The organism is Shewanella sp. W3-18-1 (assembly GCF_000015185.1).
In the GTDB taxonomy this organism is placed as follows: domain Bacteria; phylum Pseudomonadota; class Gammaproteobacteria; order Enterobacterales; family Shewanellaceae; genus Shewanella; species Shewanella putrefaciens.
In genome coordinates this window covers 1007509-1028079 of record NC_008750.1, presented here as the reverse complement: position 1 = coordinate 1028079, position 20571 = coordinate 1007509, and the positions used below count along the sequence as shown (strand labels likewise).

The following is a 20571-nucleotide window of genomic DNA, read 5'->3' as shown; positions in this document are numbered from 1 at the left end:
AGTTCCTTCAACCAATCACCGTAAATTCATTAACTAGTGTTAAGCTGACAAATCGAGCGTTACAAGTACGATCAACAAACACATCAAGGAGGGTAAATGAATCTGTTTTATAAAAATATCCCGTTAATAGGATTGCTAATGTGCTCAGGGCTAAATGCAGAATCATTGGTAGAAGGACGCGTTAAAGATGAACTTGCTACTGCAGAACGTCCATTTGTGATCACCCCGCATCATGTCAATTATTTACTGCCAGCGACCTATAATCCTGATCCTAATATTGCTCCTTTTCTTGAAGAAATGGCTCAAGATCCCTATACCTTAGATAAATTTGAGGCTAAGTTTCAGATAAGCTTTAAATTTCCGGTTTGGTACAACGTATTTGGTGACAATGGGCATCTATTCTTTGCTTATACCAATCAATCCTATTGGCAAGTGTATAACAAAGAAACCTCTTCACCCTTTCGCGAAACCAATCACGAACCCGAAATATTTATGCTGTTTAATAACGATTGGAAAATTGGCAGTGTGACCAATTCTTTTTGGGGTTTTGGTGCCGTACATCAATCTAATGGTAAATCTGGCCTACTTTCTCGAAGCTGGAATCGGATTTATGGCACCATGATTTTTGATGCCGGTCCACTCGCTTTCGCAACCAAAATTTGGTGGCGTATTCCCGAAGATGAAAAAACCGATCCCTATCAGACAAGCGGTGATGACAACCCAAATATTGAAGACTATGTAGGCAATGCCGAATTTATCGGTGTTTATGGCATTGATGAACACAGATTCACCCTCACCCTCAGAAGCAATCTACAAGATATCGATCGCGGCTCAGCAGAGCTCACGTGGAGCTATCCAATAGTGGGGAATTTACGTCTGTATACCCAATATTTTAATGGCTATGGAGAAAGTTTAATCGACTACAACTATCACAACCAACGTATTGGAATAGGGATTTCGCTTAATGACATCCTCTAATACCCATAATATTAACTCTCTGTTTATTCAGCGGTGAAATATTCAATGTGATGGGTATAAAGTGACGAAGTACAAAAATTAGCCATAATTTCATACTGACTCAACCAATCTGCTGTTAGATTGCTCAATCGGGCTAGCTCCAAAGGATGGATAATATGATTTTCATTGAAAATAATCGAATTTCCACCGATAGTCGCTCACCTTTTTAGCAGTAAAAGGCATTGTAAGATCACGGAGGAGTATGGGTTTTAACTATCGGACTATTGTTAGTTTTCTGACAGTTATCATTATCGCGAGCTTAATTAGGCTCGCGATTTTTGCTATGCCCGAACAAGAACGAACTCCCGAATTGAGTGCTCAGGAAGTACGCCAAGACCTCTATGTTTTGCTGAGTCAAATTGAGCAATACTCCGCTTTCTATGCCCTTAAACCCAATGATATGGCTCAACTATTGACTGATACTGCAGCCTATATTGCTGAACAATATCAAGATATTGTCTCCAATGATCGTTTTGCAGCTGAAGTCACTAAGCTACTCAATCGCATCAAAGATCCTGGTGCTCAAGTGCTAAATTTTGAAGATAAGAGCGGAGATTTACCTTTAACACTCAGGCCCATAAATGAACAATGGCTTGCTTTAGATACTAAAAATAGTCCGATTAATTCTGATTTTCCCTTTATAAGCCACATTGATGGCTTACCTATGAACAAATGGATATCGGCAAGCCAAGCCTACTTACCCGAGCCATCGAAAGATAGCCAAGAAATGCAGCTACCTTGGCTTAAAAAACTCAACCTATTGCGGGAGGATTTAGGGCTTAGTCTTAAACCTTATGTGGTCGTCACTTTAATGAATGACAATCTACAAACACAGCAGGTTACGATGGTATTAGCCCCTAAACAAAAAAATCAACCTGCACCAATCGTTGATAGGGATAATGAAACATTACCACTGGTTTTTGATGCATTTCTAACCCCACTCACCAAATCATCCCCCACAATATCATCTCAATCCGTTTATAAGTTAGAAAGTATCAACACAACTACAGCAAGGCTTAAAATCGACGATCTATATACCTTCGAATTAGATAAAGAGCTACAACAAGAGCTGCTCAAAGGTATGGAACAGGCATTATTAGTAATCGATCTAAGGGAAGCGAGTGGCTTTAGCCCTAAACTGCTTACCATGCTGTCACGCTATCAAGATATTGAATCTGGTAATACGCCACTTAGCACTCGACAGTTCTCCTCAAGCATCATGGGGTTTGCTCACTATCGACGCTCGGCAGCGTTCAGAAACGATTACCTACAACCGCTAAATTTTAAACCTTTAGAATCCTTAGGATTCAGTGCGCCAAAACTTAAAATACTCACTCGCTATTTACCGCAAACCGATAAAGACAAATTCAGTCCTTGGTTTGCTCGCACTAAACCAGATGTAGAAGCGACTGGAAATAACCAACTAGTGTTACTGATAGGGCCCCGTTGTCGACAAGAATGTGAGTGGATAGCTCATCGTACTAAAACTTGGTCGAGAGTTAATTTAGTCGGTGAGAGAACCTCTGGTGACTTTGCTCGGCAATACCACTTTACCTTACCTAACAGTAGATTAAATGTCCGATTAAGCAGTTCTCTAACCTATGACTCCAAAGGGCAATTGCTCTCTGGTAAAGGGACTGAACCTGATATTTCATTGCCCCTAAATCATGATATTGAATGGCAGGGGTTAGTGAGTTTAGTGAAAACATCAACATCCAAACCAACTCAACATGGGTTAAAATCCAAGCTAGCCCATTCAGTTAACTGACAATAAAAAACCAGCAATTAGCTGGTTTTATCAACGACCCAATGCAATGTAAGACTAGGTCCCACTGACCTTGGCTATCTGCTGAGTACTTCGCTGTTTTTTATACTGCTTAGCTTCTGTAGGTATCGGTGTCACCTTACCCGTTTCTAACCAATTACGTAAACGGTTTGCATCGGCTAGATGGGTATATTTGCCGTAGGCATCAAGCACAACAAAAGCCACTTGACGTTTTGCCATTTCAGTACGCATCACTAAGCAATGGCCTGCGGCATTGGTAAAGCCCGTTTTTGTAAGATGAATATTCCAGTTATCTTTGTAAACCAAGCGATTTGTATTACGAAAATCTAAACTGTACTTAGGTTTGCCAAACGTCACCGTTTTCTTCTCTGTGGCACTCAACTCACCAAGCATAGGGTATTTCTCACTCGCTTTAAGCAGAACGATAAGATCGCTCGCACTAGATACATTTTTATGAGATAAGCCCGTCGGTTCAACATAACGAGTATTTTTCATACCTAATGCTTTCGCTTTGGCATTCATCGCCTTAATAAAGGCCTTATGTCCACCGGGATAATGATGAGCAAGGCTTGCAGCGGCGCGATTTTCTGAAGACATCAAGGTCAACAACAACATCTCTTTACGGGTAATTTCGCTACCGATACGTACCCGAGAGTAAACACCACGCATTTCTTTGGTATCGCTAATATTAACAGCGAGCTTCTGATCCATTGGCAATTTGGCATCTAACGTCACCATAGCCGTCATTAATTTAGTCACAGAGGCTATTGGCATAACAGCATTAGGATTACTCGAATAAAGGACCTCATTGGTTTTGAGATCAACCACCAAAGCACTGTTCGCCGCGACTTCTTGTTTATTTAAAACAGGCTTTGCTGAGGCAGATGATTTAGAAGCGGTACTTTTCGTAGTGACAGAGGCCGATTCGGCACAATATGCTGTCGCGGCAACAGTACAACTGCTGCAGACAAAGATAAAACTACTGAGTAAAGATCTGATCTTCATTTAAGTTTCACTAAAAATAGAAAAGGATCACATGTGCTAACGCACGCGGCTTGCCCAAGTATAAGAGGTATATGCAGAAAGGAATAGAATGAAACTAAACTTTTATCTGTGATATCAGCAATTTCCATCTAGCGCCATAGTTCACGCACCAGCTTAACCTATTATAAATTTCGCATTTAAAAGTACTCAAAATCATACTTTTTAACTAGCTTAGAGATTAATGCTAAAAAACAGCACTTTCAAAGTTAAATGCTTCAATGTAAAAATTATTAATAATTTTTTAACTTTTATATGAGTAAAGATTAATTTTTGCAAATCAATCATCTGTTCCCAGCCTGAAATCAACCAAACACCGTCAAGGCATCTTAGTCATCACTCTGCCCAACAACAATGAAACAAAACTTAACACCAGATTGAAAATTGACAACATCCCCCATAGTACTTTGATACAACGTAAGTTATATCGCGAAAAAACCGGCTGACAATAAAACAGGAATTTATATTTACCGTAATAGTTTTGTCGGACAAGCACTCAAGAAAAACATTTATATCAATGGTGAAATGATTGGTGAATCAGCCAATAAGGTATTTTTCTACAAAGAAGTTGAACCTGGCGAGCAAACGCTTTCAACTGAATCTGAGTTTAGTGAAAACGATTTAAAAGTTTCAACAGAAGGCGGTAAAAACTACTTCTTTGAGCAATATATCAAAATGGGTGTATTTGTCGGCGGTGCAGGACTAAAAGCCGTCTCTGATGCCGAAGGGATGAAAAACGTTCAAGAATGTAAATTAGCAAAATAGTCATTACTTCCCCCTTGAATCGCACATATAAAAACCAGCCAAAAGGCTGGTTTTTATATTTATCCAATGCAAATTGGGTCGCAGGTTTTATCTGCAACCCAATGAATCACTTAGGCTTGTGGGCGCATTGCAGGGAATAGGATCACATCACGGATTGTATGAGTGTTAGTGAATAGCATCACTAAACGGTCGATACCAATACCTTGACCCGCTGTTGGTGGTAAACCGTGTTCCAGTGCAGTGATATAGTCCGCATCGTAGAACATGGCTTCATCGTCACCCGCGTCTTTGGCATCAACCTGCGCTTTAAAGCGGCTGTCTTGATCTTCAGCATCATTTAACTCGCTGAAACCGTTAGCTACTTCACGACCACCGATGAAGAATTCAAAACGGTCGGTGATGAAGTGATTGTCATCGTTACGACGTGCCAGTGGCGAAATGTCCGCTGGGTAGCCAGTGATGAAGGTCGGTTGCATTAATTGCCATTCAGCAGTTTCACCGAAGATTTCTTCTAATAGCTGACCACAGGTCCAGAACTTCTCGATCTTGATACCTAGGCTGATAGCCAATTCACGCATAAATTCGAGATCTTTCACTTGCTCGTAGGTCATGGCTTGGATAGTCGCGTTATCAGGATTGTACTTCTGAATCGCTTCTAACATGCTCAGACGGGCATATGGGCCGCCGAAATCAACGGTGTGCTCGCCGTATGGCATTTGCGCACTGCCTAACAATTCGATCGCGATTGAGCTTAACAGTTCTTCGGTTAAGTCCATCAAATCTTTGTAATCAGCGTAAGCCATATAGAATTCCATCATAGTGAATTCTGGGTTATGGCGTGGCGACAGACCTTCGTTACGGAAGTTACGGTTGATTTCGAACACACGCTCAAAACCACCGACCACTAAACGCTTGAGGTATAGCTCTGGCGCGATACGCAGGTACATTGGCATGTCCAGCGCATTGTGGTGCGTGATAAATGGACGGGCTGAAGCGCCGCCAGGGATCACGTGCATCATTGGGGTTTCAACTTCCATGAACTCTTTTTTGATCATGAAGTTACGGATAGCTGCAACCACTTTTGAGCGCATCACGAAGGCTTGACGAGATTCTTCGTTAACGATTAAGTCAACATAACGTTGGCGGTAACGGGTTTCTTGGTCGGTTAAGCCGTGGAATTTCTCTGGCAGTGGACGCAGTGCTTTGGTCAGCAGTTGGTACTCTTCCATATTGACGTACAGATCGCCTTTACCAGACAAGTGTAACTGACCAGTTACGCCGATGATGTCACCGATATCCAGACCTTGGTAACGATCCTTCAGATCCGCTTGAACGCCCTTTTCAGCATAAGCTTGGATACGACCAGACACGTCTTGAATTACGAGGAATGGGCCACGTTTTGCCATGATACGACCAGCAATGCTGGTTCTAAAACCTAAGGCTTCGAGTTCTTCCTTAGTGTTTTGGCCGTATTTCTCCTGTAACTCAGCCGCTTTATGGGTGCGACGGAAGGTATTAGGGTGAGCATTAGCGCTACAATTTGGGCGAATGCTGTCTAGCTTGGCACGACGCTCGGCGATCAGTTTGTTTTCATCTTGTACTTGTTCAGTCATGTTATTTCTCGTCTATACCTTTGAATTGATTACAGCCCTGATTTCAAACTGGCTTCGATAAACTTGTCCAGATCGCCATCGAGTACCGCTTGGGTATTGCGCGTCTCCACGCTAGTACGTAAGTCTTTAATACGGGAATCGTCCAATACATAGGACCGAATTTGGCTGCCCCAGCCGATGTCAGATTTAGCGTCTTCGGCCGCTTGCTTTTCAGCATTTTGCTTATGCATTTCTAATTCGAACAGTTTGGCTTTTAACTGTTTCATCGCCGAATCTTTGTTCTTGTGCTGTGAACGATCGTTCTGACACTGCACTACCGTGTTGGTCGGTAAGTGGGTAATACGTACCGCTGATTCGGTTCGGTTAACGTGCTGACCACCCGCACCCGAGGCGCGGTATACGTCGATACGTAAGTCAGCAGGGTTTATATCGATGGTGATATCATCATCAATCTCAGGGTAAACAAATACCGAGCAGAAAGACGTGTGGCGACGACCCGAAGAGTCAAATGGCGATTTACGCACTAAACGGTGCACGCCAGTTTCGGTGCGTAACCAACCGAAAGCATATTCACCAGTGAATTTAATGGTCGCACCCTTAATGCCCGCCACGTCACCATCGGTCACTTCCATCAATTCAGGGCTGAATCCATGGGCTTCACCCCAACGTAGGTACATACGCAGTACCATGTTGGCCCAATCTTGAGCCTCAGTACCGCCACTGCCCGACTGAATGTCTAAGTAACAGTTTGAGGCATCCTGTGGACCAGAGAACATACGGCGAAATTCAAGATCAGCAAGGCGACTTTCTAAATAATCCAGCTCTTTGGTGGTTTCATTGAAGGTGTCTTCGTCTTCTTCTTCAACGGCCAGCTCGAGTAGCCCTTCGACATCCTCAAGACCTGAGTCCATATCGTCGATTGTTTTTACTACGGCTTCGAGGCTTGCACGCTCTTTGCCTAGGGCTTGGGCGCGCTCAGGCTCGTTCCACACATCGGAACTTTCAAGCTCACGGGTAACTTCTTCTAGACGCTCATGTTTAGCATCGTAGTCAAAGATACCCCCTAAGAAGCTGCGTACGCTCGGCAAGCTCCTTAATTTTGAATTTTACTGGATTAACTTCAAACATGAATTTTCAACTTCACTTTATTTGGCCGCTTTAATTGATTTCCCATTAAAGGAGGCGGTGATTAACAGTATTTGCGACCGCGCATTTTAACCTAACAACGCCAGTAAGCCTAGGACGTGTTGATGTTTCGAGGTTAAATTTTGTGCTCGATAAGTCAGTTAACACTGTGATCTTAATTAATTTTGGCTAAGCATTCCCTGAGCTAGGTATCAAGATCTGCTCAAGTGACCCTAAGTCTTTTAAGAAAATGTGCCGAATATCAAGGGGGATAGTATTTAAAACACGATTTTTTGCTAAGAGCATCACAATCAACACTCAGTACAAACCTTGCACTGCACAGTCTTAAATCAGTTTGTGATTAATGCAGCAATTCCATCTTAAACTTGCTGCGTACATAAGCATCTTCAAAACTACCCTAGGTATACTCAAATCAACCTATGCCTGCAGCCTCGCGCGATAGCAGCCAAGTTCCCTACAAAATATAAAAGGCCATGGGATGATAGAACTTCAAATTGATGACCAAGTGCTGTTGGTTAACCCAAACAACACACTACTGCAAGCGGCACATAATGCTGGGATAACCATCCCCAGCCTATGCGATCAAAACGCGGCCTCACAGCAATTAGTTACAGATAAAAACAATCAAAAACATGATGATAAACAAGCCTGTAACTTATGCGTGGTTCAAATTGAAAATGCCGATGCAAGCCTTCGTTGCGTACGGGCTTGTGAAACACCCGTTGAGATGGGAATGCGGGTAATCACTCAATCAGCCTACCTTAGTAAAAAGCGTAAGCAAGCACTCAACAATATCCTAAGCGACCACTTTGCCGATTGTGAGGCACCGTGCCAGCAGGCCTGCCCAGCGGGTGTCGATGTACAGAGCTATTTATATCACATTGCCCAAGGTAACCATACGCAAGCCATTAAAGTTATTAAACAAACCTTGCCATTACCCTTATCTATTGGCCGTGTCTGCCCAGCATTCTGCGAGGCCGAATGTCGGCGAGGAAGTGTCGATGAACCTATCGCCATTCGCCAATTAAAACGTCACGCTGCCGATTTAGATTTAGCAGAAGGTGAAAATGGTGGTATGAGTTACGTCCCTGAACGCCAAGCTGAAACGGGTAAAAGGGTCGCCATTATCGGAGCGGGTCCTGCGGGATTAAGTGCTGGATACTATTTATCAAATCAAGGGCATAGCGTTGAGATATTTGAAGCAATGCCCCAAGCGGGCGGCTGGCTACGTTACGGTATTCCTGAATACCGTTTACCCAAAGCGATATTAGACAAAGAAATAGACTTACTTTGCCGTAACGGATTAATGATACACACTCAAACCCGCCTAGGGCATGAGGTACATCTAACCCAATTAGCTAAAGATTTTGATGCCATCTGCCTTGCTATTGGCGCCCAAAAAGCCGTGCCGATGGATTATCCCGGTAGCACACTTAAGGGATGTTATTTAGGCGTGGATTATTTAAAAGACCATTGCCTCGAAAAATCGTTACCACTAGGCAAAAAAGTAGCCGTCATTGGTGGAGGAAATACCGCTATCGATTGCGCTCGCACTGCAGTACGTGAAGGCTGCGATGTCACTTTAATCTATCGTCGTACCCGTGCTGAAATGCCTGCAGAAGCCTATGAAGTCCATGAAGCTGAAGTTGAAGGGGTCAAATTTCACTTCTTAACGAATCCGATTGAAAACCATAGTGATGCAGATGGCCATGTCTGCGCGGTCACCTTTGCTAAAATGGCACTTGGTGAAGCCGATGCTTCAGGCAGGCGAGCACCGATTAATACGGGGGAAACCTTTACCCAAGACTTTGATACTGTGATAGCCGCGGTATCACAAACCCCAGATATGAGTTTTCTGCAGGATCCTGCGAGTCATTTAAGCCAAGGAGAAATTGCTCTTAGCCGTTGGAATACCTTTATCGGCTGTGAGCACACTATGTCTGCGGGTATTGAAAAACTGTTTGTGATAGGCGATTCTCGCCGAGGCCCAGCCACCGCTGTTGCCGCCATTGGTGATGGACACAAAGCGGCACAAGCCATTGATAAAATGTTGAAACAAGGGCTAAGCTGCGAACTGTATAGCGGTGAATTTAATTCATCTAAAGCGGTTAGTCACAATAGTAAACAAGATCAAATAGCACAGGATCTTTATCCTAATATTCAGCGTCAGGCACGCTTAAAAATGCCCGAGTTAACCGCTGTACAACGGCTCCTGAATTACAGTGAGGTAGAACTAGGATTCGCACCTGATGCGGCCATGCAAGAGGCGGCACGCTGTTTAGAATGTGCCTGTCAGGCCAATACAAATTGCAAACTAAGAGATTATGCGACTGACTACAAAGTTGAATCAAAACAACTAAACACCGATTTTGCTCGTCAATTTGTGGTTGATAAATCAAGCCCTTTTATCCAATTTGATGCCAATCGCTGTATCAGTTGCGGTAAATGTGTGGATGCGTGCAACCAACAAAGTGGGCACTGCGTCATTCAATTTGCCTATGATTCTTACCAAGCACTCCCCCAAACGGAAGATCTGACCCAAGAACGCCGCGCCCCCAGAGTCGGCTTTAGTGCATCCATGGCGGATAGCCAATGTGTTCAATGTGGTAATTGCGTCCAAGTTTGCCCTACAGGTGCCTTAGTTGACGCCCGAGACAAACGCCAAGGGGATAAGACATCACTCAAAACCGCTTCCACTATCTGTACTTACTGTGGTGTTGGATGCAGACTCGACCTCAAAATCGATGAAAATACCCATCGCATCCGTCATATCGAAGGTAATAAGGACTCAGTCGTTAACCAAGGTATGTTGTGTGTTAAAGGCCGTTTTGGTTTCGATTTTATTCACAGCGAAAAACGCCTGACCACTCCACTCATCCGTAAAAACGGACAACTCCAGCCTTGTTCTTGGCAGGAGGCTATTGATTATATCGCCAAAAACTTGACCGATATAAAGCAACAATATGGCAGTAATGCGCTGGCCAGTCTCGCCTCCGCGAAGGCCACAAACGAAGATAACTTTGTACTGCAAAAGTTTGTCCGTAGTGTACTTGGCACCAACAATATCGACCACTGCGCCCGCCTGTGCCACTCATCAACCGTCACAGGCCTGCAACAAAGTATTGGCAGCGGCGCTATGACCAATGATATTCCGAGCATCCAAGACTCTGATGTCATTTTTATTTTAGGTTCAGATACCACCAGCGCGCACCCCATTATTGCGTCCAAGATAAAGCAGGCGGTGACATTACATGGGGCAAGATTAATCGTTGCCGATCCTAAACGTGTCGCTATTGCCGATAACGCTGAACTCTATGTCGCCCAAAGGCCCGGCACGGATGTGATGCTACTCAATGCTATTATGGCGGAAATCATTCGTAACGAATGGCATGATAAAACCTATATTGCCGAGCGCACAGAAGGTGTGGACGCACTATACGCGGAGCTTGCTAAGGATGATTACTCCCTAGAAAACGCCGCACTTATCACTGGCGTTAATGCAAGTGAAATTGCCCAACTCGCACGCATCATCGGCACCGCTGAAAAAACAGCTATTTACTATGCAATGGGGATCACTCAGCACACCACAGGGCATGACAATGTTACCGCTATTTCTAACCTGCAACTCTTGTGTGGCAATATAGGTATCAAAGGGGCGGGGATTAACCCACTACGTGGCCAAAGTAATGTGCAGGGTGCTTGTGATATGGGCGCACTACCTAACTATTTTACTGGCTATCAAAAAGTGACCGATATTCATGCCAAAATGCGCTTTGAGGCCTATTGGCAAACTCCGCTCTCTGGTGAGATTGGTGTTACAGCAACCCATATGATGCATGATATTTCCAAAGGGAAAATCAAGGCGTTATATGTAATGGGGGAAAATCCAGTATTAAGCGACCCAGATCAAGCCCATGTGCTAAGGGCGCTTAACCAAATAGATTTTCTCGTGGTGCAGGATATCTTTCTAACTGAAACCGCAGAACTAGCTCATGTCGTATTGCCAGCCGCCTCTTTTGTGGAAAAACGCGGTCACTTTACCAACACAGAACGACGGGTTCAGCGGCTTGAGCAAGCTCTGCCCGCACCAGGGGTAGCATTGCCTGATTGGCAGATTGTGCAGAAAATTGCTAACGCGATGGGCGCGAATTGGAATTACATCCACGAAGAAGATATATGGCATGAAATTAATGAATTAACACCACAGTATCGTGGTATTCGTTGGCAACGATTAAGTCAGCAGGATAATGGTGACTTTCCTCAAGGTATTCAATGGCCCTGTCCAGATGAAGACCATCCCGGAACCCCCATTATGCACCAAAACCAATTTACACGCGGCTTAGGCAAATTTACGCCTGTCAGTTACCGCTTACCCGCCGAAATGCCCTGTAGTGAATATCCACTAACACTTTCAACTGGGCGATTATTGGAGCAATTTCATACAGGTACATTAACGCGTAAAACACCAGGACTCGATTTACTCGGCTCACCTAAGGTGATGATTTCCGTCTATGATGCCGAGAGGCTCGGGATTAGTAATGGCGATAAAATTAAACTCACGACACGCCGTGGTGAGATTGAAATTGATGCCTTTGTGACTAAACGCGCCCAAGCTGGCGTGCTATTCCTACCTTTCCATTTTGTCGAAGCGGCAGCCAATAAGCTCACCATCAATGCCCTTGATCCTGTTGCTTATATTCCCGAATATAAAGTGTGTGCAGTCAAAGCAGAAAAGGTAACGAGTTGCGGCTAAATCAATTTTAAGCGCCGAATAAAAAACGGGAGATAAGATGTCTCCCGTTTTTATGCTTATCAATTGACTGAAGGGTTAAATCTTAAACTGTCCGACTAATTTACCTAAGTTAGTCCCCTCCTGCGATACGGTTTGACTAATTCTGGCCGCATCTTGGCTAGAATGGAGTAACTCGTTCACAATTTCTTGAATAGCATATACATTGCGATTAATTTCCTCGGTAACAGAGCTTTGCTCAGTAGCCGCAGTCGCAATTTGAGTACTCATATCATTAATGGCCGTTACCGCTGAAGTCACAGAACCTAAACTTTCAGAGATAGCACGGGAAGACGCTACCGAACGCACACAACTTTGTTGGCTGTCCTCCATCGTTTTCACCGCTTGGGCGACAAGTTTATGCAGCGCAGATAACATCTCGTTAATTTCTAAAGTGCTAGCCTGAGTACGGCTGGCGAGATTACGCACTTCATCGGCCACCACCGCAAAACCTCTACCCTGCTCACCTGCACGGGCCGCTTCAATTGCCGCGTTTAATGCTAACAGGTTGGTTTGTTCAGCAATACCACCAATGACCGAAAGCACACTGTTAATCTTCTGGGATTGCTCACTTAAAGATTGAATGCTGCCCGCCGCGTGATTAATTTGCTCCATCAAACCTGCGATTTCTTCTAGGGAAGCATCAACACAGCGTTGAGCATTAGCAACATCCCCCGTGGCAGCTTGAGTCGCTTCTGCCACTTGCGTGGTATTTTGCGCAACTTCACTGGCAGTGGAAGACATCTCAGTGATGGCTGTCACCACTTGATCGGTTTCATTGTTATGGCTGATAAGCTGGCTTGACATCACTTTCGTTTGATCGTGAATCGCATTCGCCGCCTCTTTTACTTTCGTGGTCGCACTCGCTACATCCCCAATAATAGTCTGCAGTTTATCAACAAAGAGGTTAAAGGATTGGCCTAATTGGGCAATTTCATCTTCGCCTTTTACGAGAAGGCGCTTAGTTAAATCGCCTTCACCCTTAGCAATATCATTTAGATTTTCAGCCATTTTTTGAATGGGCACCACCATACGGTGTGCGGCTATCATGATGATAAAGGCTGTAAACCCCGTGAGTAACAGTGCAATGAGTAGCAGCCCATAGGATTTATCCACCATTTGCTCTGTCACTGTGATGCGATAATCTTCGACTACCGCTTCGATATCATCAATATAAGCCCCCGTTCCTAACATCCAATCCGTGCCGGGCACCATAGTCACATAACTGAGTTTCTCAATTTGTTCGTTAGTATTAGGCTTTTGATAGTAATAGGAAAAGTGACCATCACCTCGCTGTGCAGCATTAAGCAAACCGACAATAATTTTGGTTCCGCGGGGGTCTGTCATGTCAATTTTATCTTGCCCTTCCAGTGCGGGTAGCAGGGCATGGAAAATATTTTTACCTTTAGAGTCGTATATAAAGAAATACCCTGCGCTACCAAAACGAATATCCCGCAGGGCTTGATTGACATTACCTTGATCTTTTAAAGATATCTGGTACTGCACTATTCCTGCGGCAATTTCCGTCGCTTCTTTTATTTGTTGTTTACGTTCACCAACGAGTTTAGTTTTAAAGGTAACCACTTCATCATCAAGTGCCTCTTTCTCGACATAGTAAGAAACAGACATCAATATCAGTAAAGTTAAGATCAGGGGAAACAGAGATAACAATAGTAATTTATTGCGCAAACTAAAATTCGACATGCTTAATTACTCCGGGGGGATAAAACTTATAATTGTTGTATGTGCGAAGTATAGCCAAAACTGGGCAATTTCTAAGCGTCGAAGATAACAAATCTACATAAATTTTGTAAAAGTACCTTTTAACTGACTAACTTATCACAAAGAGGTAGTCACTATGCCAAAGATGCAAAAGCCTAAAACTAAAAATAACACAGGGGGTTTAAATAGCTTCAATGCACCAAAACCGAGCAATACCAAGGCCATATCTTGCCCAGATAACACAGCTTGGCTAAAAACAGGTTGATAAAGTGCAGCCGCCAGCAGTCCCACAACACAAGCATTTACCCCCGCGATTGCACCAGCGATTTTGGGTCTTGCGGCAATGGCATGCCAACTTTTCAGCCCCACCAACATCAATAAAAATCCGGGTAAAAAAATGGCGGCTGTCGCAATACAAGCCCCAATAAAGGGATTGTCTAACATCACCTCGGCGCCAAGAAAGCTAGCAAAGCTAAACATAGGTCCAGGGACTGCCTGTGCGAAAGCGTATCCCGTTAAAAATCGATCACTGCTAAGCGTGTCGCCAACGGCGGTTTCAAGCAGAGGCAGCACAACATGCCCCCCACCAAACACAAGGCTACCCACGCGGTAGAACTCGCCAAAAACCCATGCTTCGGGTCCCATATTCACTGCAAAAAAGCTACCGATAAGCAAAGCGACAAATAACAATAGATAGAAGTAATTTAAGCGAATGGGGGCTATAGGATTCTGCTCATTCCCATCCTGAGCACTCAGTAAACGTACGCCCAAAATAGCTGCAAGTAGTAACACCCCTATTTGTGTCCACATAAAGGGGGCGATCAGAATAGCGGCGGCGCTGAACAGCATTAACATCTGAGCGATTTTACGCTGGCAAAACTGTTTAAACATGGTAAGTACTGCGTCTGCTACCACCACAACGGCCATCAATTTCAGCCCGTGGATCATGCCCTGCATATAATGGTTGCTCAGCCAAGCGGCTGTCGTGACAGCAAGTAAATACATCAAGATGAAAGAAGGTAGGGTAAATCCGACAAAAGCGGCTAGCGCACCAATGAGCCCTCCTCTTTGATAACCAATAGCAAAACCCACTTGGCTAGAGCCCGGTCCAGGCATGAATTGGCTTAACGCAACAAAACTGGCATAACGTTTATCATCGAGCCACCCCAGTTCATTCACAAAAGTGTGTCGAAAATACCCAATATGAGCGGCAGGCCCACCAAAACTCATCAAACCTAAGATCAAAAAACGCAAGAAAATTTGCAACATGATATGTGGTCCGTCTATGCCTAAAGTGTTGACCTAACGTATTAAAGAGTATGTCACTAAAAAGACATTTTGATGAAATACATAAAAGATGCCACTGACGTCACCGACAACCAGCACCATTGATACTGTTAATCCTTCACTAACATGGCTAATACTTCGAAGTGATCTGTGTGCGGAAATAAATCAAACAGTTGCACTTTAGTTAAGTGATAACCTTGAATGTGCTCGAGATCTTTAGCTAAGGTCTTTGGGTTACAACTGGAATAAAGAATCGCCCTAGGCGCAAACTCGCTTAAGGATTGACACAATGCCTCTCCAATCCCGCGCCGTGGCGGATTGACAATAATCAAATCGGGCTTATCGGCGGCGTTTTTGCCCTGAGCAAAATCAGTTGAATCAAGCGCCATAAATTGCACCTTCTCAAGCCCCATCAAGTTAGCCGATATTTGTGCACAACTAATGGCCTCTGCTTCAATTTCAATGCCTGTAAGCGCGATATCCTTAGTCGCACAGTGCAAGCCAAAGCCACCGACTCCGCAAAAGAGATCCCAGAGCGACTTAGGAGCAAACTCAGCAACCCACTCACGGGCTGTTTGGTATAACTGCGCAGCGACTTGAGGATTGGTTTGGAAAAAACTTTTAGGTCGAATAAACAAAGGCACATCGTTAAAACGCTCTTCGAGGCGGGTATTTTCAGTTAAGAAAATTTCCTCATCCCCCTCAAGGATCGCCATATGAATAGGCTGAATATTGACTGAAACCACGTTAATTTGTGGGTATTCGGCCAGTAATGTAGGCAATGCTCTCTCGATACGCTCAATACTATTGTGCGAGCGCAATACAAAACGCAGTAGATATTCGCCGCGAACTTGGCTACGCGTTAGCAGAATAAACTTAAGCTCACCCTTCGCTTTATCAACACGATACGGCGGAATACCCGCCTGCTGTACAAATTGCGTTAAACGGTGCAATAACTTTTGCATATCAGATGGATAGAGTAAGCAATCACAAAGACTTACCGCCTCACCACTTGGACTAACAATCCCAAGTACAGGTGCATGAGCCGCACCTAACACCACCATTTTGGCTTTATTGCGAAAAGCCGTCGCCTCGCCAGTCACTGGAGGGTAAAAAATAGCTGCGGATGGTGCCACAAATGGTTTGAGTAATTGCTGTAATTCTAGGGATTTAGCCATCAACTGTTGCGCCATAGGCACTTGAATATGGCGACAGGATTGACACTGACCTCGATTAAAATAACCACATTGCTCGACGGTATTTACAATAACAGCGCTCACAGCAGTTCCTAGATATCAATAAAAAGCGCCACACTGTAGCGTTTTTACAGGTAAAAATCACCCAAAGTCACGCGATTCAGCTCAAAGTGAGTGAGTCAACATCGGCGATAGGTTGACGTTTACCTATAGCACGCTCAATCCATTCAAGCACTTCTTCAGAGGAACTTCGAAAAGTCGTTAACTTACCGCCATATAAACTTAAGATACGTGGATGGGATCGTGATGTTTGCATCAAGGTGTCCCGCGGGCGCTCAAAAGCATGACCAGTTTGTTTAGGTAAGACTCTTACACCACAAAATGTGCCGATTATCTTCGCGTTAAGTGCTTTGATGTCAGGTGCCAGTGGGAAATAATACCTATAGATACCGAGGAGATAATTCACCTCAGATTCAGTCACTTTTAGAGGTTCATCTAATGAGCTAAGTTGAGTTTCCGTCGTGCCAACCAAGGTCTTACCATACCAAGGCATCACAAAAATGACCCGTTTATCGAAACAAGACTCAAGGTATAAAATACCATCGGGTGCGGGGATATCGAGTAACAGATGGGCCCCTTGCACCCAGTCGAGCTCAACACCCGCCAACGGAGGCGACACTTTAGCGATGACCTCATTCACCCAAGGGCCTGCAGCATTGATCACTAAACTCGCCTGCACTTGCTGAATATCGCCTCTATGACGAAAACTCAACTGACAACATTGAGCTTGATGCTCGAGCCATAAAAACTCGGCTTCGGCATAAACCTCGGCACCCAGAGTTTGAGCACTGCGCGCTACAGCTTGGGTCAACAATTTATCATCGGTCTGCGCATCCCAATATTGGAATACCGCTTTTAATCCTGAAAGTTTTAACCCCTTAAAACGGTGCCAATGCACGGCGGGAACGGATTTAAATTGCCCCAAGGCATCGAACTCACTCAAAAGCGCATACAAACTCAGGCCAGCCCGTATCGTTAAGGGACTTCGTTGACTGTCGTCATAGACAGGAATGTAAAAAGGAACAGCTTTGACGAGGGTAGGCGCAAACTTGAGGAGATTACGCCGCTCAAGCAAAGACTTACGAACTAAGTTAATTTGCCCGGTTTCTAAATAACGCAAACCACCGTGGATAAGCTTGCTGGAGTTAGCCGAAGTTTGCCCACCAATTTCCCCTTTTTCAATTAAGAGCGTCGAATAGCCTGCTGCTGCCGCATATTGGGCAATGCCTACGCCGCTAATCCCGCCACCAATAATGGCGATATCAAAAGAAGCCATAAATATCCCCTAAATAATGCTGCCATAACCAACGCATCCATACGTTACACCTTGATGATGCTTTGTCGCCGTTAGGCTTTAATATGGCAATCGGTTGAATTGGGATCAAATATCTTGGTCAACACTGGCATGTAATTGCTTAAGGGCTTTATCACAAAGTGCTTTTAAGGCTTTAAGCTCACTCAACTCGCCCCCCACTTTACAACGCATTAAATGGGGAATGTCACTCGCTTGAGATTTAAGTGCGATGCCCTCTGGCGTTAAATCCAATACTCGCACCCGCTCATCTGACTCACTGCGACCTCGGCGCACTAATCCTTTCGATTCAAGACGTTTAAGCAAAGGTGTTAAGGTGCCTGAATCGAGAAACAGTTTATCTCCTAAGGTTTTAACACTAATCCCCTGTTCTTCCCATAGCACTAGCATCACCAAATACTGTGGATAGGTTAAATCCAACTTATCCAATAAAGGACGGTAGGCTCGTACCATCGCATTGGCGGCACTATAGAGTGAGAAACACACTTGATGCTCTAAACATAAAGCATTGTCTGAATTAGTATTTTCGCCAAGATCAGTGGGATAAACTTGGAGATGAGATTCATGTATCGGCATCTTGAGGCTCAGAAATCAAATATATTGCGCACAATATACTTGCATTCACATTAAAAATCGAATTATAGTTAGGCACAATTAGATTGTGCACAATCAATTTACTCATTCAATCCGAAACTTGAAAGGTCAATACGATGAAAACACTTTATGAAACACGTGCAACAGCAAAAGCGGGTCGTCAAGGTCAAGTCAGTACTGATGATGGCTTACTCGATGTCGCCCTTGCTTATCCTAAAGCCATGGGAGGCAGTGGGCTTGCCACCAACCCAGAGCAACTCTTTGCCGCAGGTTACGCGGCCTGTTTCTCTAATGCGGTCTTACACGTTGCTAAAATCGGTAAAATTAATATTACGCAAGCCCCTGTTAGTGCCGTTGTAGGAATCGGTGCAAATGAAACGGGCGGTTTTGCTCTTACGGTTGCTTTAGAAGTCAGCTTAGATTTGCCGCAAACGGAAGCCGAGACTTTAGTTCGCCACGCCCATCAAGTCTGCCCTTACTCTAACGCGACTCGAAACAATATTGATGTGAAACTCAGTGTCAACGGCACAGAATTAAACTAAGTAATCAGTATCATCCCAATCATAAAGCACCATTTTGGTGCTTTATTTTTATCCCGATAAGCTCAAATACAGCCAAAAGAAGATCTGCCAGAGTTCCCAAAAAATGGTTAATCGCGAGTTAAGTAACACTTCTTATTATCCAATTTAATCAAATGAATGGAATTAAGTAGAGTAAGTGCTAATTTAACCGTTCTATGATCCACTAACCCACATTTGTGGGAGGCGCTATGACAAAATACCTATCAAGATTCTCTTTTCTCTGCTCCCTCATGTTTGCGCTACTCTTTATCAGTCCAAGTTGGGCCAACACAGATACGCCAAACACGGATAACACTTGGCACTATGTGAATGAACAGGGCGAACTCAAAATAAAGCTCTATTTTTTCTGGTCAAAAACCTGTCCGCACTGTGCAGAAGCACATCCTTTTATCGACTCATTGCCACTAAAGTATCCTTGGATAGAACTTGAGTCTCATATGATATCCGCAAAAGGCGTGCAAGATATTTGGCAAAATATCGCTTCAAAAACAGCGACTGAAGCGCGTTCAGTCCCCTATATGGCAAGCTGTGAAAAAGCGATCGTAGGCTATTCCAGTGAAGCGGTAACAGGAGAGTTTCTCGTTAATCGGTTGAAAAATTGCTATTTATCACTGGGCGGCACACTGAGTGAGGCGGATATGCCCACCAAAGGGGTTGCGAGTACAGCTGCAAATACAGAGAGTAATGAGCCACTTTTTGGCACCTGTGGCAGCGATACTGGGAGTGGTACTTGTGATGCAACTAGCCTTAGCGAACCCGAGGTTCAACCTGTCGAATTGCCATTAGTGGGTGTTGTCACCCCAGAAACTATGTCACTGCCCTTACTCACACTAGTGCTGGCAGGTGTCGATGCCTTTAACCCTTGCGCCTTCTTTGTTTTGCTATTTTTACTGTCAATCATGGTCAATGCAAAGAGCCGCAGCCGTATGTTATTAGTCGGCGGCATCTTTGTGTTCTTCTCTGGTTTTATTTATTTCCTGTTTATGACCGCCTGGCTCAATATCTTTAAGCTACTCGGTGCTGGCAGTGACGGTGGCATGATCATCTTCGCGGCGGGTTGTTTAGCGTTAATCGCGGGTGTCATTAACGTGAAGGATTACTTTTTCACTAAGGGAGACGTGACCCTATCTATGTCGGCGGAGAATCGTACTAGCCTGATAAAACGTATGGGGAAACTCTCTAATTCAAGCAGCTTGGGCGCATTGATTTTAGGCTCGACTGTACTGGCCATTCTAGCTAACACCTATGAACTGTTATGCACCGCAGGTTTCCCGATGATCTATACCAGCGTGCTATCTATGCATAACCTGCCCGATTTTGAGCGTTATATGTATTTGGTTTTATACAATGTTGTCTATGTGATCCCACTGGCAATTATTGTTATCGTATTCAGTGCTACCTTAGGTAAGCGTAAGTTAACTGAAAAAGAGGGCCAAACCTTGAAACTCATGTCAGGGGTGATGATGTTTGGTATGGGTGTCGCCCTCGTTATCGACCCTACGTCGCTGCAAAATGTAGGTCTCGCGCTAGGATTAATTTTAGGCTCACTTGGGGTCACGGCCATTATTGTAATGAGTAGAAAATTCCTTGGCTCTAAGAAGGCTGGCTAACAAATGTGCAAAACAGGGCAAATTCAGCTAAAGTAAATCCTGAGTTTGCCGA

The 20571-nt window shown here is 44.2% G+C and carries 14 protein-coding genes; 6 read left to right on the top strand and 8 right to left on the bottom strand.

Annotated features, from left to right (window positions below; genetic code table 11):
- The first annotated feature begins 96 nt into the window (after window positions 1-96).
- A complete protein-coding gene (locus SPUTW3181_RS04640; RefSeq protein ID WP_011788277.1) occupies window positions 97-978 on the top strand; it encodes a phospholipase A in 882 nt (293 codons plus the stop codon).
- A gap of 241 nt (window positions 979-1219) precedes the next feature.
- Entirely contained in the window at window positions 1220-2785 is a 1566-nt protein-coding gene (locus tag SPUTW3181_RS04635) for a S41 family peptidase (protein WP_011788276.1), read from the top strand.
- A 54-nt stretch (window positions 2786-2839) separates the two neighbouring features.
- Here SPUTW3181_RS04635 and pbpG read toward each other — a convergent pair whose 3' ends face one another.
- Window positions 2840-3808, bottom strand: a complete 969-nt coding sequence (gene pbpG, locus SPUTW3181_RS04630; protein WP_011788275.1) for a D-alanyl-D-alanine endopeptidase — start codon at window positions 3806-3808, stop codon at window positions 2840-2842.
- 462 nt (window positions 3809-4270) lie between these two features.
- Here pbpG and SPUTW3181_RS04625 point away from each other — a divergent pair, with 462 nt between their 5' ends.
- Complete coding sequence (locus SPUTW3181_RS04625) at window positions 4271-4609, top strand: DUF2846 domain-containing protein (protein ID WP_198133644.1); 339 nt, start codon at window positions 4271-4273, stop codon at window positions 4607-4609.
- 110 nt (window positions 4610-4719) lie between these two features.
- On the opposite strand, the gene lysS is transcribed toward SPUTW3181_RS04625, so the two are convergent.
- Both lysS and prfB read right to left on the bottom strand, forming a co-directional pair.
- Window positions 4720-6222 carry a lysine--tRNA ligase gene (gene lysS / locus SPUTW3181_RS04620; protein WP_011788273.1) on the bottom strand — a complete coding sequence of 501 codons (1503 nt, stop codon included), beginning with the start codon at window positions 6220-6222 and terminating at the stop codon, window positions 4720-4722.
- 29 nt (window positions 6223-6251) lie between these two features.
- Window positions 6252-7350, bottom strand: a protein-coding gene (prfB, locus tag SPUTW3181_RS04615; protein ID WP_014611215.1) for a peptide chain release factor 2 whose coding sequence is annotated in 2 segments (ribosomal slippage) — window positions 6252-7274 and window positions 7276-7350 — 1098 coding nt in all. Because the reading frame shifts where the segments join, the coding sequence is not laid out codon by codon here.
- Window positions 7351-7846: 496 nt separating this feature from the next.
- On the opposite strand from prfB, the gene fdhF reads away from it, so the two are divergent.
- Window positions 7847-12121, top strand: a complete 4275-nt coding sequence (gene fdhF / locus SPUTW3181_RS04610) for a formate dehydrogenase subunit alpha (protein WP_011788271.1) — start codon at window positions 7847-7849, stop codon at window positions 12119-12121.
- Between the two features lie 75 nt (window positions 12122-12196).
- Here the strand turns inward: fdhF and SPUTW3181_RS04605 are convergent, their stop codons facing one another.
- The 5 genes from SPUTW3181_RS04605 to SPUTW3181_RS04585 form a co-directional block, all read right to left on the bottom strand.
- On the bottom strand, window positions 12197-13861 hold the full coding sequence (locus SPUTW3181_RS04605) for a methyl-accepting chemotaxis protein (protein ID WP_011788270.1): 1665 nt from the start codon (window positions 13859-13861) through the stop codon (window positions 12197-12199).
- A gap of 135 nt (window positions 13862-13996) precedes the next feature.
- On the bottom strand, window positions 13997-15148 hold the full coding sequence (chrA, locus tag SPUTW3181_RS04600) for a chromate efflux transporter (protein WP_011788269.1): 1152 nt from the start codon (window positions 15146-15148) through the stop codon (window positions 13997-13999).
- A gap of 128 nt (window positions 15149-15276) precedes the next feature.
- Window positions 15277-16446 (bottom strand): 23S rRNA (uracil(747)-C(5))-methyltransferase RlmC, encoded by a 1170-nt coding sequence (gene rlmC, locus SPUTW3181_RS04595; protein ID WP_011788268.1) that lies wholly within the window; start codon window positions 16444-16446, stop codon window positions 15277-15279.
- Window positions 16447-16522: 76 nt separating this feature from the next.
- Window positions 16523-17698 (bottom strand): glycerol-3-phosphate dehydrogenase/oxidase, encoded by a 1176-nt coding sequence (locus tag SPUTW3181_RS04590; protein ID WP_011788267.1) that lies wholly within the window; start codon window positions 17696-17698, stop codon window positions 16523-16525.
- A gap of 105 nt (window positions 17699-17803) precedes the next feature.
- Window positions 17804-18310 (bottom strand): MarR family winged helix-turn-helix transcriptional regulator, encoded by a 507-nt coding sequence (locus SPUTW3181_RS04585; protein WP_011788266.1) that lies wholly within the window; start codon window positions 18308-18310, stop codon window positions 17804-17806.
- 134 nt (window positions 18311-18444) lie between these two features.
- Here SPUTW3181_RS04585 and SPUTW3181_RS04580 point away from each other — a divergent pair, with 134 nt between their 5' ends.
- The gene (locus tag SPUTW3181_RS04580) at window positions 18445-18870 is read left to right on the top strand and encodes an organic hydroperoxide resistance protein (protein WP_011788265.1); all 426 of its coding nucleotides are present in this window, start codon (window positions 18445-18447) and stop codon (window positions 18868-18870) included.
- A gap of 227 nt (window positions 18871-19097) precedes the next feature.
- Window positions 19098-20519, top strand: a complete 1422-nt coding sequence (locus tag SPUTW3181_RS04575; protein WP_011788264.1) for a cytochrome c biosynthesis protein — start codon at window positions 19098-19100, stop codon at window positions 20517-20519.
- The last annotated feature ends 52 nt before the right edge of the window (window positions 20520-20571 follow it).

Excerpts from the sequence above, each read along its gene's own strand:
- SPUTW3181_RS04635 (WP_011788276.1), top strand. The coding sequence starts at position 1,220 with ATGGGTTTTAACTATCGGACTATTGTTAGTTTTCTGACAGTTATCATT.
- pbpG (WP_011788275.1), bottom strand. The coding sequence starts at position 3,808 with ATGAAGATCAGATCTTTACTCAGTAGTTTTATCTTTGTCTGCAGCAGT.
- SPUTW3181_RS04640 (WP_011788277.1), top strand. The coding sequence starts at position 97 with ATGAATCTGTTTTATAAAAATATCCCGTTAATAGGATTGCTAATGTGC.
- SPUTW3181_RS04590 (WP_011788267.1), bottom strand. The coding sequence starts at position 17,698 with ATGGCTTCTTTTGATATCGCCATTATTGGTGGCGGGATTAGCGGCGTA.
- SPUTW3181_RS04580 (WP_011788265.1), top strand. The coding sequence starts at position 18,445 with ATGAAAACACTTTATGAAACACGTGCAACAGCAAAAGCGGGTCGTCAA.
- SPUTW3181_RS04575 (WP_011788264.1), top strand. The coding sequence starts at position 19,098 with ATGACAAAATACCTATCAAGATTCTCTTTTCTCTGCTCCCTCATGTTT.
- chrA (WP_011788269.1), bottom strand. The coding sequence starts at position 15,148 with ATGTTGCAAATTTTCTTGCGTTTTTTGATCTTAGGTTTGATGAGTTTT.
- lysS (WP_011788273.1), bottom strand. The coding sequence starts at position 6,222 with ATGACTGAACAAGTACAAGATGAAAACAAACTGATCGCCGAGCGTCGT.
- SPUTW3181_RS04585 (WP_011788266.1), bottom strand. The coding sequence starts at position 18,310 with ATGCCGATACATGAATCTCATCTCCAAGTTTATCCCACTGATCTTGGC.
- SPUTW3181_RS04605 (WP_011788270.1), bottom strand. The coding sequence starts at position 13,861 with ATGTCGAATTTTAGTTTGCGCAATAAATTACTATTGTTATCTCTGTTT.
- fdhF (WP_011788271.1), top strand. The coding sequence starts at position 7,847 with ATGATAGAACTTCAAATTGATGACCAAGTGCTGTTGGTTAACCCAAAC.